The organism is Ruegeria sp. SAZD013 (assembly GCF_059612525.1).
Genome location: NZ_JBXWQT010000037.1, coordinates 64557 through 78851, shown reverse-complemented (window position 1 = coordinate 78851; position 14295 = coordinate 64557). Strand labels below are relative to the sequence as shown.

The 14295-nt window shown below is 58.2% G+C and carries 13 protein-coding genes; 5 read left to right on the top strand and 8 right to left on the bottom strand.

Annotated features, from left to right (window positions below; genetic code table 11):
- Positions 1-5: 5 nt before the first annotated feature.
- From kdsA to AC2FLU_RS17955, 3 genes are read right to left on the bottom strand one after another with little or no spacing between them, the layout of a single operon-like run.
- Positions 6-839 (bottom strand): 3-deoxy-8-phosphooctulonate synthase, encoded by an 834-nt coding sequence (gene kdsA / locus AC2FLU_RS17965; RefSeq protein WP_496812069.1) that lies wholly within the window; start codon positions 837-839, stop codon positions 6-8.
- A gap of 5 nt (positions 840-844) precedes the next feature.
- Entirely contained in the window at positions 845-2428 is a 1584-nt protein-coding gene (locus tag AC2FLU_RS17960; RefSeq protein ID WP_480475559.1) for a capsule biosynthesis protein, read from the bottom strand.
- Positions 2406-3065 (bottom strand): ABC transporter ATP-binding protein, encoded by a 660-nt coding sequence (locus AC2FLU_RS17955; protein ID WP_209504732.1) that lies wholly within the window; start codon positions 3063-3065, stop codon positions 2406-2408. The genes AC2FLU_RS17960 and AC2FLU_RS17955 overlap by 23 nt, the downstream gene beginning before the upstream one ends.
- Before the next feature lie 249 nt (positions 3066-3314).
- Between AC2FLU_RS17955 and AC2FLU_RS17950 the strand changes: the two genes are divergently transcribed.
- Positions 3315-3902, top strand: coding sequence for a uracil-DNA glycosylase family protein (locus AC2FLU_RS17950; protein WP_496715279.1), 588 nt, complete (start codon positions 3315-3317; stop codon positions 3900-3902).
- Positions 3895-4683, top strand: a complete 789-nt coding sequence (locus tag AC2FLU_RS17945; RefSeq protein ID WP_496809334.1) for an SseB family protein — start codon at positions 3895-3897, stop codon at positions 4681-4683. The genes AC2FLU_RS17950 and AC2FLU_RS17945 overlap by 8 nt, the downstream gene beginning before the upstream one ends.
- A 59-nt stretch (positions 4684-4742) precedes the next feature.
- Here AC2FLU_RS17945 and yghU read toward each other — a convergent pair whose 3' ends face one another.
- Complete coding sequence (gene yghU, locus AC2FLU_RS17940) at positions 4743-5621, bottom strand: glutathione-dependent disulfide-bond oxidoreductase (RefSeq protein ID WP_496809333.1); 879 nt, start codon at positions 5619-5621, stop codon at positions 4743-4745.
- Between the two features lie 248 nt (positions 5622-5869).
- On the opposite strand from yghU, the gene AC2FLU_RS17935 reads away from it, so the two are divergent.
- On the top strand, positions 5870-6388 hold the full coding sequence (locus tag AC2FLU_RS17935; RefSeq protein ID WP_480553955.1) for a YHS domain-containing (seleno)protein: 519 nt from the start codon (positions 5870-5872) through the stop codon (positions 6386-6388).
- Between the two features lie 48 nt (positions 6389-6436).
- On the opposite strand, the gene AC2FLU_RS17930 is transcribed toward AC2FLU_RS17935, so the two are convergent.
- Positions 6437-7102 carry a DnaJ domain-containing protein gene (locus tag AC2FLU_RS17930; RefSeq protein ID WP_496812068.1) on the bottom strand — a complete coding sequence of 222 codons (666 nt, stop codon included), beginning with the start codon at positions 7100-7102 and terminating at the stop codon, positions 6437-6439.
- Between the two features lie 229 nt (positions 7103-7331).
- On the bottom strand, positions 7332-8198 hold the full coding sequence (gene metF, locus AC2FLU_RS17925) for a methylenetetrahydrofolate reductase [NAD(P)H] (protein WP_480553957.1): 867 nt from the start codon (positions 8196-8198) through the stop codon (positions 7332-7334).
- Positions 8199-8292: 94 nt separating this feature from the next.
- Here metF and AC2FLU_RS17920 point away from each other — a divergent pair, with 94 nt between their 5' ends.
- Both AC2FLU_RS17920 and AC2FLU_RS17915 read left to right on the top strand, forming a co-directional pair.
- Positions 8293-9198, top strand: coding sequence for a LysR family transcriptional regulator (locus AC2FLU_RS17920; protein ID WP_480553958.1), 906 nt, complete (start codon positions 8293-8295; stop codon positions 9196-9198).
- A gap of 98 nt (positions 9199-9296) precedes the next feature.
- The gene (locus tag AC2FLU_RS17915; RefSeq protein ID WP_496715272.1) at positions 9297-10082 is read left to right on the top strand and encodes an inositol monophosphatase family protein; all 786 of its coding nucleotides are present in this window, start codon (positions 9297-9299) and stop codon (positions 10080-10082) included.
- Positions 10083-10100: 18 nt separating this feature from the next.
- On the opposite strand, the gene AC2FLU_RS17910 is transcribed toward AC2FLU_RS17915, so the two are convergent.
- The gene (locus AC2FLU_RS17910) at positions 10101-10844 is read right to left on the bottom strand and encodes a rhomboid family intramembrane serine protease (RefSeq protein WP_496715270.1); all 744 of its coding nucleotides are present in this window, start codon (positions 10842-10844) and stop codon (positions 10101-10103) included.
- Positions 10845-10886: 42 nt separating this feature from the next.
- Complete coding sequence (gene putA / locus AC2FLU_RS17905; protein ID WP_496715268.1) at positions 10887-14285, bottom strand: bifunctional proline dehydrogenase/L-glutamate gamma-semialdehyde dehydrogenase PutA; 3399 nt, start codon at positions 14283-14285, stop codon at positions 10887-10889.
- Positions 14286-14295 lie beyond the last annotated feature (10 nt).

Genomic DNA, 14295 nt, shown 5'->3' with positions numbered 1-14295 from the left:
AATCGTTAAATCTGAATAGGATCAGCTTTGGCCAGCGCATCGAAGCGCATCAAAGTGTCAATGAGTTGGGGCATCTGATCCAACGGAATCATGTTGGGCCCATCCGAAGGGGCATTGTCCGGATCTTGGTGTGTTTCAATGAACACCGCGCCAATACCCAGCGACACGGCGGCGCGCGCCATGACCGGAGCAAATTCGCGTTGCCCGCCCGAGGATCCACCTTTTCCACCCGGTTGCTGCACGGAATGGGTCGCATCCATCACCACCGGATAACCGGTTTGGGCCATTTGCGGCAGGGACCGCATATCAGCCACCAGCGTGTTATAGCCGAAAGAAGTGCCACGTTCGGTCAGCAAGATATTATGATTCCCCGTGCTTTCGATCTTGGACACGATATTGGGCATCTCCCACGGCGCGAGAAACTGACCCTTTTTTACATTGACCACTGCGCCGGTATTGCCCGCAGCGAGCAGCATATCCGTCTGGCGGCACAAAAACGCCGGGATTTGCAGGACGTCTACCGCCTCGGCGGCGATGGCGCACTGCGCTTCGGTATGAACATCGGTCAGGACCGGAATGCCCATCGATTTGCGGATGCTATCCAGAACCTGCAACCCCGCTTCAATGCCCATGCCGCGCTTGCCGGACAGCGAGGTCCGGTTTGCCTTGTCATAAGATGCTTTGAAGACATATTGCGCACCGGCTGCGTCGCAGGCCTCTTTCATCTTGCCAGCAATCATCTGCGCGTGGTCTGCCGTTTCAAGCTGGCAGGGGCCTGCAATGATGGTCAGCGGAAGGTCGTTGCCGACTGTCAGGTCGGAGATTTTTACATGTTTCATGAGTCTTATGAGGATACCTGTTCACGAAGGACCGACGCGGTAAGCGAGATCATGAGGTAGATACCAGCAAACAACAGGAATGCCAAAATCGTATTTTCGAACTTGCGCGGATAGCTGGGTTCCTGACTGGGGATCGGGTTCACCGAGACGGTCAGATAACGCACCTGCCGATTGGCTTCGGATCGGGTCGATTCCATTTGCTGCATTGCCGTTTGCAGCATCATGTCCCGCGCCGCCAGATCCGCCTGAGCGATCTGGATGCGCACGCTCAACCGCGCCAGCGAATTTTCGCCATCGGAAGCATCCTGCATCTCGGCATTCAGTTGTTCCAGCACCTTTTCAAGCCGGGCAATGTCAGCCTTGACACCGTCAACCTTGGCTTTGTTCGGGCGCAGGTTGTCCTGCAGGGCGGCAAGTTCAAGCTCTTTGTCCTGCACCAATATCTCGATCTCGTTGATGCGGGCGCGCAGGCTGGCAATGACATTCTCGGGGTCCAGCACCGCCCCTTGAAGCTGAAGCTCGATCAATTCCTCCTGCGCCTGCCGCCGCGCCTCCTGCGCCGCTTCAAAGCTTTCCAATGCATCGCGCATCTGGTCTTCGCGCTTCTTGCCGGACAGGGCATTCACCCGATCTTCGGCGTAAGAGATCAAACGCTCCGAGAACTCGGTCGAGGTCTGTGCGTCCGGTGCTACAACCTCCATCCGAATGACCCCTTCGGTTGGGTCATACCCGATGGTGATCATGCGTTTGAACAGCTTGTATGCGTCTTCCAGCGTGGCGTCGGGCGACAGCCTTTGAATCGGATCAATCTTTTCCTGCCTGAAGACATCGGAAAACCCTGCGTCCCGATCCAGCAGCAACAAAGCCTCTTTCGACTCCAGGAAAGACTGAACCGAGATGGAATCCTGCGTGGTGGCGAATTGCGTCCCGGCAAGCAGCCCGCCGATAGAGCCTGGCCCGCCATCGGCTTGCAGGATCAGAAACTCGGAATCGCTGGCATACATCGGGGTGGCGATGCGATAGAAATAGAACCCCACAACAAAGGTCGGCAGGAACACAAAAGCGGCCAAACGTGCGAAAAGGCCAAACAGCTTACGCCTGCGTCGACGCGCGATGTCCTTCTGAATCTGACCGATTTCAAGGTTGCGCCGCTCAGCCGGGCTGAGCTCGGGTCCCGGAAGGTTCGGTGTGCTTGCGCCAATGGATTGCGGCAACTGAATGCTGATCTTGTCTTTGACCTTCGAACTGTCGCCCTGTGCCGAGGGCTTTGCCGCGGCAAGATCAAGAAGGTTCGTGCGCTGAAACGGATCAATGCCTTTCTTGCGCAGCAAGCGCACCGCATCATAGTCCGATGTTGCTGCCAGTCCGTGTTTCTGCGCCAGTTTTCGCGCGATGCGCAACTGGCGGCCTGTCAGGCCTTCGCGCTTGATGTCGTCAATTTGCGTGCCTGGCTGAGCCTCGGCCGCTGGTGCCTGGCCTTGCGTCGCGCCCCGTATGCGAGAGATTGCATCCGCACGCGCCTCGGCCGAATCTTCCACCTGACGATTGTTGCGCCAGTTGTACTTTCTAACCTTGGGTTTCGTAGTCATATAGCTGCTTTGCCTCTTCCAAGGAGTCAAACATGTACAATTGCCCGTCCAGCAGAACGGCGGCTTGCTGAGCGAATTTCTCCAATACAGTCGGGCTGTGCGACACGATCACCAAAGTCGTAGTGCGCAACCTTTCCTTCAGGATCGCCCCTGCCTTTTCGTTGAATTCAACATCGGTAGATGCTGGCATCCCTTCATCGACAAGATACATGTCGAAATCCAGCGCCAGCATCAAAGAAAACGTGAATCGTGATCGCATCCCCGAAGAATAGGTGGACAACGGCTGTTCGAAATATTCACCCAAGCCGCAGAGCCATTTGCAATACGCCTCAACATAGTCCGGGTCCATGCCGTAAATCTTGGCGATGTATCGCGCGTTCTCAAGCGCTGACAACTTGCCGGTTACACCCCCGGTAAAACCCATGGGAAAAGAGACCCGGCATTCGCGGCGGATCACACCTTCGTCGGGCTTTTCCAGACCGGCCATCATGTTGATCAGTGTGGTTTTGCCAGTACCATTCGGGGCCAGAACGCCCAGCGACGTACCCAGTTCGACACGGAACGAGACCCTGTCCAGGATCACCTTGCGGCGCGTCCCGGTCCAGAAGGACTTGCTGACATTGTCGAACTCTAGCATTCGGGGCCTGCTGCTCGTTTCCGTTGTGTCGCCGCGCTTTCAGGCGGTCAGAAAGGATGGTTTTTACCGATCCATGTTGGCTACATTATGTCGAATTATGAAACAAATGTTCAATGCGTTGCTGCCAAACCCGCAAACAACTGATCGGTTGTCGGCAATTCCGCTGCACTTCTGGTAATCTTCCGCACCTTTATTATGTGGTTTCACACCTGATCTTTGCAAAACAGCTTTGGGAGGTTACGCAACCAGATGGTAAATCTAGATGGCGAAATCCGCGCGTGCCGCCTGTGCGCTGCGTCCTTTGCGCAAACCAAAACTGCTCATGAACCCCGCCCGGTGGTCTGGTTTCGGCGCGGAACACCCATCCTGATCGCGGGGCAGGCCCCGGGTGCGCGCGTGCACGAGTCAGGGCGGCCCTTTACAGACCCGTCAGGCGACAGGCTTCGCCAATGGCTTGGGGTCAATGAACCTGTTTTTTATGATCGTGACCTCGTGTCGATTGTGCCCATGGCATTCTGTTTCCCCGGCTATGATGCCCGCGGTTCTGACCTTCCTCCGCCCGCGATATGCGGTAAAACTTGGCATGACAGGGTGATGCAGGAACTGGGGCAGGTGCCGTTGACGGTGTTGGTCGGTGGTCATGCGCATAAATATCATCTGGGGGCGCGGGGGTCGGTGACGGACACCGTTCGGAACTGGCAGGACCATGCGCCGCGGGTCTTTGCCTTGCCTCATCCGTCCTGGCGGAATACGGCATGGGTAAAGAAAAACCCGTGGTTCGAGGCAGAACTGCTGCCGGTTCTGCGCGCGCGGGTCCAAGAGGTGCTGAATGACTGAAACCACAGCGTTGGACACGGCGCATGCCGCGATGCTGGCAGATCCGCAGAACGATGCTGCCCGTCTGCGGTTTTTTGAACGGCTTGCTGATAGTGAGCTGTTTTTGATGCTGACCGAAGAAACGGTGGGCGAAAACATCTCGCCCGAAGTGTTCGATGTGGCCGACGGGCGCTTTGTGTTGGCTTTCGACCGCGAGGAACGATTGGCGCAGTTTGCGGGGAGGCCTGTGCGTTATGTTGCGCTGTCGGGGCGTGTGTTGTCGGCGATGCTGGCCGGGCGGGAGATCGGGCTGGGCCTGAACCTGGAAACTGCCCCATCATCCATGCTGGTGCCTGCCGAGGCCTTGGGCTGGCTGGCCGAAACGTTGTTGCATGGCCCGGAAGAGGTCGAGGAAAAGCTTGCCGAGTTCATGCCGCCCGCCGGTTTGCCGGACAGCCTGTTGACCGCCCTTGATGCAAAGCTGGCAACTGCTGGCGGCCTTGCCAGTGCGGCCTATCTGGTCGCCACGAAATCAGAAGCGGGCGCTCAGGGTCATTTGCTGGGGTTTGTCGGAGCGGTTGATGGGGCCGAGCCAGCGCTGGCCAAGGCAGCTTCGGAGGCGTTGACGTTTTCAGGGATCGAGGCGGGGGCGATGGATGTCGGGTTCTTTGCCACAGATGACGCCGCTGCCGCGCTGCTGGCTAAGACGGGGCTTCGCTTTGACCTGCCCGAACCGCAGGTTGCAGATCTGGTGCGCGAGGTACCGGGCAGCAATCCCGCGAAACCACCAATTCTGAAGTAACCACCAAAACGCAAACACGCGGCGCATATTGCGCCGCGTGGCACTAAGATGGGACGCTGCTATTCCGCAGCAGCTTCCAGTTTGTCTTGCGTTCGTGTTTCGAAATCGCTGGCGTCGTGGCGCTCTTGAAGCTGTGTGTGCGGCTCGCCAAAGGCGCGGTTGACCATACGGCCACGCTGAACCGCAGGCCGCGCGTCAATCGCCTTGGCCCAGCGTACAACGTTCTTGTAGGATTCCGCGTCAAGGAACTCTGCCGCGCTATAAAGTCGGCCCAGAACCAGCTGACCGTACCACGGCCAGATCGCCATGTCGGCAATCGTATATTCCTCGCCCGCGATATAGGTCTTGTTCGCCAGTTCCCTGTCCAGAACGTCCAGCTGGCGTTTTGCCTCCATCGCGAAGCGGTTGATCGGGTATTCCCACTTTTCAGGCGCGTAGGCGTAGAAATGGCCAAACCCGCCGCCCAGATAAGGGGCGCTGCCCATTTGCCAGAATAGCCAGTTCATGACTTCGGTCCGTTCCGGCCCGGACGCGGGCAGAAACTCTCCGAACTTCTCAGCCAGATGAAACAGGATCGAGGCGCTTTCAAATACCCGAACCGGCTTGTCGCCAGAGCGATCCCAAAGGGCGGGGATTTTCGAGTTTGGGTTGACCTCGACAAACCCTGAACCGAACTGGTCGCCATCGCTGATGTTGATCAGCCAGGCGTTGTATTCAGCGCCTTCGTGACCCAATGCCAGCAACTCTTCCAGCATTACGGTGACTTTGACACCGTTGGGCGTCGCAAGGGAATACAACTGCAAAGGGTGACGTCCAACCGGCAGGTCCTTGTCATGAGTTGCGCCGGCAATAGGTCGGTTAATGTTGGCGAACTGTCCGCCACTTTCACTGTCCCATGTCCAGACTGCTGGGGGAGTATACGAAGATTGGTCGCTCATGTCTTGCCTTTCATGCCTTTGTCCGGGCCGTGTTCGGTGCAGTCTTACAGGTAGTGTTGCAATCCGCCGAGTCCAACCCAGCTTTTCCGGCTTAATTTGTAATAATCCGCGACCAAACTCTCACGTTTGCTCGAGAGGGGTCACAGCGGCGCGAGGAGGGCTACGAACAGAATGGGAATCGCATATTGTTTTGCCAGACCTGCCATCACGGCGTCACCGATACCGCTGGTACGAAAAGGATAAACTACATGAAACGCTTTGCTTTGACCTTTGCTGCGGCCCTGGCCCTGGCCGTTCCGGCATTTGCCGGACCGCAATATATTGACGGCACGGGGTTTGCCGTCTCGGGGTATGATGTTGTTGCCTATCGCAACCTGGATCAGGTCCCCGTAGGTCAGCCACAGCACGAAGGCGTGCGTGGCAATGCCAGCATCACTGCCGAGTACAATGGTGCAACCTGGGCATTCTCGTCCGAGGAAAACCGCGACAAATTTCTGGAAAACCCGGCCTATTATGCCCCGCAATATGATGGCCACTGCGCCTATGGTGTGTCGCGCGGCGGCAAGGTTCCGGCAAACCCGAACTTGTGGCGGATCGTTGACGACAAGCTGTATCTAAACATCACGGATGTGGTTGTCGGGTTCTTCGAAGAAGACATTCCGGGCAACATCAACCTTGCTGAAGGCAACTGGCCGGGTATCGAGCCGTCTGACGCCTCGACCAGCGTTATCCCGAAATTTACCTCGGAAGGTCCGGTGAAAAACTGACCCGGCCGCAAATGCACAAAGCCCGGCTTAACCAGCCGGGCTTTTCGTTCAGCCAGCAAGCCAGAACTGATCCCGTATCGCCTGATCTGCATCAAACCGGATCCTGACGCTTTTGGCACCCGGGAATTTGCGTTCGCGGATCGTATCGGGAATGACTACTTCCCCGGCGCCTGTGTCGCTGGACTGAAAGCTCAGGATTTCCGCTGTGGTGTGCCGCGCACTGGTCAGAACGGTAGTTGGCAAAGCCACACGATTTGCGCCCTGATTGACCGGTGTTGTGACGAAGTAAGTCAGGTGTCGCCCATAGCATCCGACCGCGTCGGGAACATGGTCAGCAACACTACTGCAGCATTTGGGTTGAATACCCGGCTGACTGTTCATATGCGACAGCGCTTGCCCAGGATTCAGCATCGCCTCGCAGGCGGCAATATCCTCCTGCGGAAGCTCGATGATACGTTTTTTCAGCCGCGCCCGACGTGGTTGTGGCGGGCCAGCAGCGGCGCCGCCCTTTGTCGCGAGCCCTTCTTTGCGCAGAAAATCATAGGCTGCCTTGGCGCGCGAAAACCCGGAACTGTCGCCTTCCTTATGATCCGGATGCGTGTGAAAGGCGATGTGACGCCAGGCCTCTCGTATTTCACTGGAATTGGCAGACGGGTTCAGGCCCAGATCTGCCAGGGCATCCGTGCGTGCCCTGACCTTATCGACAGGTTCCATACTCAAAACACTCATTAAAAACTACACACCCCTAGTGTTGCCGAGGGCATGGTTTTGTCAAATCTCACGTTTGATTGAGAGGAAAGCTGACAACAATCGCGATGCGAAGATTCCATTGTTCCGCAAAGGCGTGAATTCGCGGATGCGACTGTGAAACAGGTCGCGCATAAGAAAAGGAAAACGCCCGGGCATGTTCGTAACTCGGGCGAATCATTGGATTTTTCAGATGTCAGGCGACGTTTTGCAGATCGACTTGTGGTGTAATCCCAAGGGCAAAGCACACATCGCGCGTCAGTTCGGGACGGTTCAGGGTATAGAAATGCAGCTTGTCCACGCCACCTTCGATCAGGTCTGAGCACAACTCGGTGCAGATCGCAGTTGCCAGCAGATCCTCACGCCCGTCGCGCACGGCCTTTTCAAAGGCTTGTTCGACCCAATCGGGAATATGCGTGTCGCAGCTTTTGGCGAACTTGCGCGCGCCTGCCCAGTTTTCTATAGGCAGAATGCCCGGAACGATCGGTTTGTCGATGCCCGCCTTGGCGCAGGCGTCACGGAAACGGAAGAAGGTTTCGGCCTCGAAAAAGAACTGCGTCAGGGCTTCGTCAGCGCCCGCGTCAAGTTTGGCCTTCAGCCAGTCCACGTCTGCTGACATGTCCGCAGCTTCAGGGTGTTTGTCAGGATAGGCCCCGACACGGATGCTGAACATTTCGGTTTCAGCCAGCGCCTCAATTAACTCAATCGAACTGTTAAAGCCTTCTGGGTGCGGTACGAACCGGTCGTGCCCTTTCGGCGGGTCGCCCCGCAGGGCCACGATGTCCTGCACGCCCGCACGTGCGAATGTGTCGGCGATTTCCAGCGTTTCCTGCCGCGAAGCGTCGACACAGGTCAGATGCGCGGCGACGTTCAGGCCAGACGATTTATGCAGGGTTGCGACCGCGTCGCGCGTCAGTTCCCGGGTCGTACCGCCTGCACCGTAGGTGACGGAAACAAAACGAGGCTCCAGCGGTGCCAATGTCTGGACCGTATCCCAAAGGCGGAAAGAAGCCTCCAGAGTTTTGGGCGGAAAGAACTCGAATGAAATTTCGGGTTTGGACATGGCTGCCTCACTGGATCAACTGACTATCTTGTGCCATGACAGGCATTGTGAGACAAACTCATATTATTCAACAACAACATGAACGATACTTGAGATGCACATTGAATTCCGGCACCTGCGAACCATCAAGGCGATCCATGAATGTGGTGGGTTGGCACGCGCTGCCGACCAATTGAACATCACCCAATCCGCATTGAGTCATCAGGTCAAAGGGTTGGAGGATCAGGCCGGGGTCGAGCTTTTTCTGCGACGTTCAAAGCCGATGAAGCTGTCAGCCGCCGGTTTGCGTCTGCTGCGGTTGGCCGAGCAGATCCTGCCGCAGGTCGAGGCGGCACAGAATGAGTTTTCATCGCTGCGGGACGGGCGTACCGGACGGATGCATATCGCCATCGAATGTCACGCATGTTTCGAATGGCTGTTTCCGGTTCTCGAATCCTTCAGGAAATCCTGGGGCGACGTGGATGTAGATATTCGACCCGGTCTGGCCTTCGACGCCCTTCCAGCCTTGCAGAAGGAAGAGGTTGATCTGGTGGTCTCATCCGATCCCGAAGATCTGCCGGGTGTCGAGTTTGTGGAACTGTTTGACTACAACCCCGTCTTTGTCGCTGCATCAGCCCATCCACTGGCGGAAAAAGCCTATATCGAGGCTGAGGATTTCCGAGGCCAGACTCTGATCACCTACCCGGTGGAGCGCACACGTCTGGACGTGTTCAGCCAATTGTTGATCCCTGCACGGGTCGAACCTGCCTCGATCAGGCAGGTGGAACTGACAGCTGTCATCCTGCTTCTGGTGGCATCAAACCGAGGCATCTCGGTTCTGCCGGATTGGGTCGTGCGCGAGGTCAAATACAACTCGGACTATGTGACCCGGCCCCTGACCAAAGAGGGGATCACGCGTCGCCTTTATGCAGCGGTCCGATCAGATGATCTGGATAAACCCTACGTGCAGGAACTGGTGAAACTGGCCCGCGAAGAGGCGCGCAAGCTGCAATCCCGGTAGAGGCGTTTTCTGCGGGTCTGTTATGCGTATCATTCCTCTTGGCAAGGAAGCCTTGCGGCAGTATACGCGCGGTTTGACCGGACAGGAGCCCTTTTACAATGGTTGGCAGTGCAAATCTCAACATCATGATCAAGGCCGCGCGCAAGGCCGGGCGTTCTTTGGTCAAGGACTTTCGTGAAGTCGAGAATCTGCAGGTGTCGATGAAAGGCGCGGGCGACTTTGTTTCCAAGGCCGATATCGCGGCCGAGGCCATCCTGAAGGACGAATTGCTGGGCGCACGCCCGACCTATGGCTGGCTGGCCGAAGAGGGCGGTTTCATCGACGGAGAAGACCCGACCCGCCGCTGGATCGTCGATCCGCTGGACGGCACCACCAATTTTCTGCATGGCCTGCCGCATTGGGCAATTTCGATTGCACTGGAACATAAGGGCAAGATCGTTGCTGGCGTGATCTATGATGCTGCCAAGGATGAGATGTTCTTTGCTGAAAAAGGCGAAGGTGCGTGGATGAACGACACCCGAATTCGTGTGTCGGGGCGTCACCGCATGATTGAATCGATCTTTGCAACCGGCCTGCCCTTTGGGGGTCGTTCTGACCTGCCTGCAACCCTGCAGGATCTGGCGCGTCTGATGCCCGTCTGCGCCGGTGTGCGCCGTTGGGGGGCTGCGGCGCTTGACATGGCATATGTGGCCGCGGGTCGGTACGAAGGTTTCTGGGAACGCCGCCTGAACGCGTGGGATGTTGCCGCCGGTATCATCATCGTGAAAGAGGCGGGCGGCTTCGTACAGGCCCTGAACCCCGAAGACAACGTGCTGGAAGATGGTGAAGTGATCTGTTCGAATGAACCGATCTTTGATCAATTCGCCAAAGTCATCCGAGGCTGATCGCCTCTTAGCCTAGCTTTATCGACGCGGAACGCGCGGAATACGTGACTGCGACAGCTTGTACGTTGCCTCTGGGTGGGGCGGGTGCCCGTGCGTGCGGTTCCAAAACTGCACGCCGCCGCGCCGCAGCCACAATGGCACGCATAGGATCAGGCCCACGGCAAACCCGCCGGTATGGGCCCAATAGGCGATACCGCCTTCGTCCGGGTTGCTGGTGACGCTGCCAAAGAACTGAATCGCCAGCCATACGCCCAGCATGATGAAGGCGGGGATGGTAAAGACCCTGAAATAGACAACCAGGATCAGCAGAATATCCACACGCGCCTTGGGAAACAGCAGCAGGTATCCACCCATGACACCTGCAATCGCGCCCGAGGCGCCGACGGTAGGCACCTGAGAGTCCGGCCCTGTAACCACATGGATCAGACCTGCGCCGATACCTGCGACCAGATAGAACAGCAAAAAGGGCAGATGGCCCATTTCGTCTTCCAGATTGTCGCCGAATATCCATAAGAACAGCATGTTCCCGGCCAGATGCATCCATCCCCCATGCAGGAACATGGATGTCACAAGGGTTTCCAGACCAACCCCATCACTGACCCGCGCCGGGATGATAGCATAGTCGAAGAACAGCCGGTTGATAAGTGGCGCATCATTCATGATCCCCACATAGCTGAGGAAGATCAGGATGTTGGCCGCCAATAAGGCGTAGACAACATAAGGCGTGCGCCCTGAGGGGTTATGGTCGCGGATCGGAAACATGAGGTGACGCTGGGCTTTTGCGCGCCCAGCGTCAAGGCAAGCTTATGCCGCACCTCCCAACAACGCAGCGTTTCCACCGGCTGCGGTCGTATCGACACACACATGGCGTTCACCCAGCACACGCGCGCGGTCGGGTCTGCCCGGAATCAGGGGCACAATGGGACCGTTCCGGCGGGCCAGGTGCTGTTCGATCTGCTGCGCGGTTTCAGCGTCGCCCCACCAAAGGACACCCGAGATACCGGTCAGGTTCTCCAACCGGTGAAGGTCAAGCATTCCGGTTGCCTGAATGGCCGTGCCACCCAGCGCCAGTACGGCGTCAGCCTGCGCGCGCGCTGCCGTTTCCCCCGGCCCCATGCACAGAAGAGGCGGGCGGGGATATTCGCTCAGCCGGTTCGATTCTCCGGTTGGGCCGGGCAGAGAACGGGTCCGGATTGGGGCAGGCTGGCCCTGAGGAGCAGGTAGGTCTCCCAAATGCTCCCAGGTTTCTGTCGTGGTTTGCCGATCCGGTGCACAGAACCGGGCCATGTAATTCGGGCCGCCCGCCTTCGGACCGGTGCCTGACAGCCCTTCACCGCCAAAAGGTTGGGAGCCAACGATGGCACCGATCTGATTGCGGTTTACATAGATGTTTCCGGCATGGATAGCTTCGGTCACATGCTGCACCCGGTCGTCGATCCGGGTTTGCAGGCCAAAGGTCAGCCCGTATCCGGTTGCGTTGATATCCGCGATGACCTTGTCGATCTCCTGCGCTTTGAATCTTACCACGTGCAACACGGGGCCAAAAATCTCACGCTTCAGCGCGGCAATGCCCGAGATTTCGATCAACGTTGGGGCAACAAAGATGCCTTCGGGCGGCAGCGGCAGCTCTTTCAGAACGCGCCCTTCGGCCCGTGCCGTAGCGACGTGATCGGCGATGACCTGCTGGGCCTGCGCGTCGATCACCGGGCCGCAATCGGTAGAGATCAGCCAGGGGTCCCCGATGCGCAGGGCATCCATTGCCCCTTTGAGCATGGTCAGCACGTCATCTGCGATATCCTGTTGCAGGTACAGGCATCGCAGTGCCGAACACCGCTGGCCTGCGGATTGAAAGGCACTTTCAATGATCGATTGCACGGCCTGTTCCGGAAGTGCAGTGCTGTCAACGATCATGGCGTTCAGGCCGCCGGTTTCCGCGATCAGCGGGGTGCCGGGGCGCATGGACCCAGCCATTGCCGACCGTATCCTGAGAGCGGTTGCCGTTGAACCGGTGAAGGCCACGCCCGAGACGCGCGCATCCGATGTCAGCGCCGCGCCCACGGCCGGACCACCCGGCAGCAATTGCAGCGCGTCGCGCGGCACACCAGCCTCATGCAGCAATTGAATGGCGCGGTGCGCGATCAGGGGTGTCTGCGGCGCAGGCTTGGCCAAAACGGCGTTCCCGGTCGCCAAAGCAGCCGAAATCTGCCCGGAAAAAATCGCCAGCGGGAAGTTCCACGGGCTGATGCAGGTAAATATGCCAGCGGGCTCGGCATCAGGAATGTTGGCGGCGTAGTAACGTAGGAAATCCACCGCCTCACGCAGTTCCGCCACCGCGTCGGGCAGCGACTTGCCAGCCTCACGCGTCAGCAGGGCGAACAACTCGCCGTAATGTGTTTCATAAAGATCGGCGGCAGAGTTCAGGATACGGGCACGTTCGACTGCCGGGGCCTGCCATGGCTTTGCCGAAGCCAGCGCCAGTTCCACATCTGCTTCACTCGCCGGAGCCACCGCGCCGGGCTTGTCGGCAGGATTCGCCGGGTTGATTACCTGCTCATCCGCTTGGGGTTTGGCAGCGTCAGCCAGCAAGGGTTGTGCATACCAGTGATACGCGCGGAACTGGTCCCGCGCTGCGTCAACCTTGTCCAGCGTCGGGGTGTGGTGCAGATCGAAGCCCTTGGAATTGGGGCGATCCGGCTGGAACAGTTCGGGGCCGGTGGGCAGCGGGGGCGGAGGCGTTTGAACAGTAACAAACGGATCTGCGGCAACCACTTCCGGCGGGACGTTATCGTCGACAATCTGGTTGACGAAGGATGAGTTCGCTCCGTTTTCCAGCAGACGCCGCACAAGGTAGGCCAGCAGGTCACGATGTGCGCCAACCGGTGCATAAATGCGGCAGCGGGTCTTCTGCCTGTTCATCACAAGCTGATGCAATGTCTCGCCCATGCCATGCAGGCGCTGAAATTCAAAAGGCTGACCTTCGGCCATGTGCAGGATGGCGCTGACTGTATGGGCGTTGTGGGTGGCGAATTGCGGATAGATCCGGTCTGTCATGCCCAGCAATTTGCGCGCATTGGCGATATAGGACACATCGGTGACCGCCTTGTGGGTGAAGACGGGAAAGCCGTCCACACCTTCGACCTGCGCGCGTTTGATCTCGGTATCCCAATAGGCGCCTTTGACCAGACGGACCATCAGCTTGCGATCGTGGCGTTCCGCCATGTCATAGAGCGTGTCCAGAACCAGCGACGCGCGTGGCCCATAAGCCTGAACCACGATGCCGAACCCATCCCAGCCGGCCAGCGCCGGATCGGACATCACCGCCTCAATCACCTGCAGTGACAAAGACAGGCGATCCGCCTCTTCGGCGTCGACGTTTAGCCCCATACCAGCGGCCTTGGCCAAAAGGGCCAGCGCCCGCAGTCGGGGAACCAGTTCATCCATCACGCGCTTTTCCTGCGCCAATTCATAACGGGGATGCAGGGCTGACAACTTGACTGAAATTCCCGGGTTGGCGCGGATATCCTCATGGGTGCAGGCTTCGGCGATGACCGAGATGGCGCGTGAATACGACAGGTGATATCGCGCGGCGTCCGCCTCGGTTCGCGCGGCCTCTCCCAGCATGTCGTAGGAGTAGGTATATCCTTTGTTTTCCATCCCGCGCGCACGCTCCATCGCGGCGTTGATGGATTCACCTAACACGAATTGCCGCCCCATTTCCTTCATCGCCCGCGACACGGCGGTACGGATCACGGGTTCACCCAATCGCTTGATGGCCCCGCGCAGGGCGCCAACAGGCGAGGCCTTGCCTTCGTCCAGAACCTTGCCCGTCAGCATCAGCGCCCAAGTTGAGGCGTTCACCAAGGATGAAGACGAGTGCCCAAGATGCTTGCCCCAGTCCGAAGGGGCAATTTTGTCTTCAATCAACGCGTCAATCGTGTCGGCATCCGGCACGCGCAACAGCGCTTCGGCCAGGCACATCAGGGCGACGCCTTCGTCGGTGGACAGGCCGTATTCGGCCAAAAACACCTCCATCAACCCCGGAGACGTGCTGGAGCGGATGTCGCGCACAAGCTGCGCGGCGGCGGCGCTGATGGCGGCGCGGTCTGTGGCGCTCAGGCTGGCCTGAGAGATCAGGGTTTCAAGGATCGCCGACTGGTCAGCATAGGTTGAGGTGTCGATTAATGTACGCAGGGTATGAGACATGAGTCCTCCG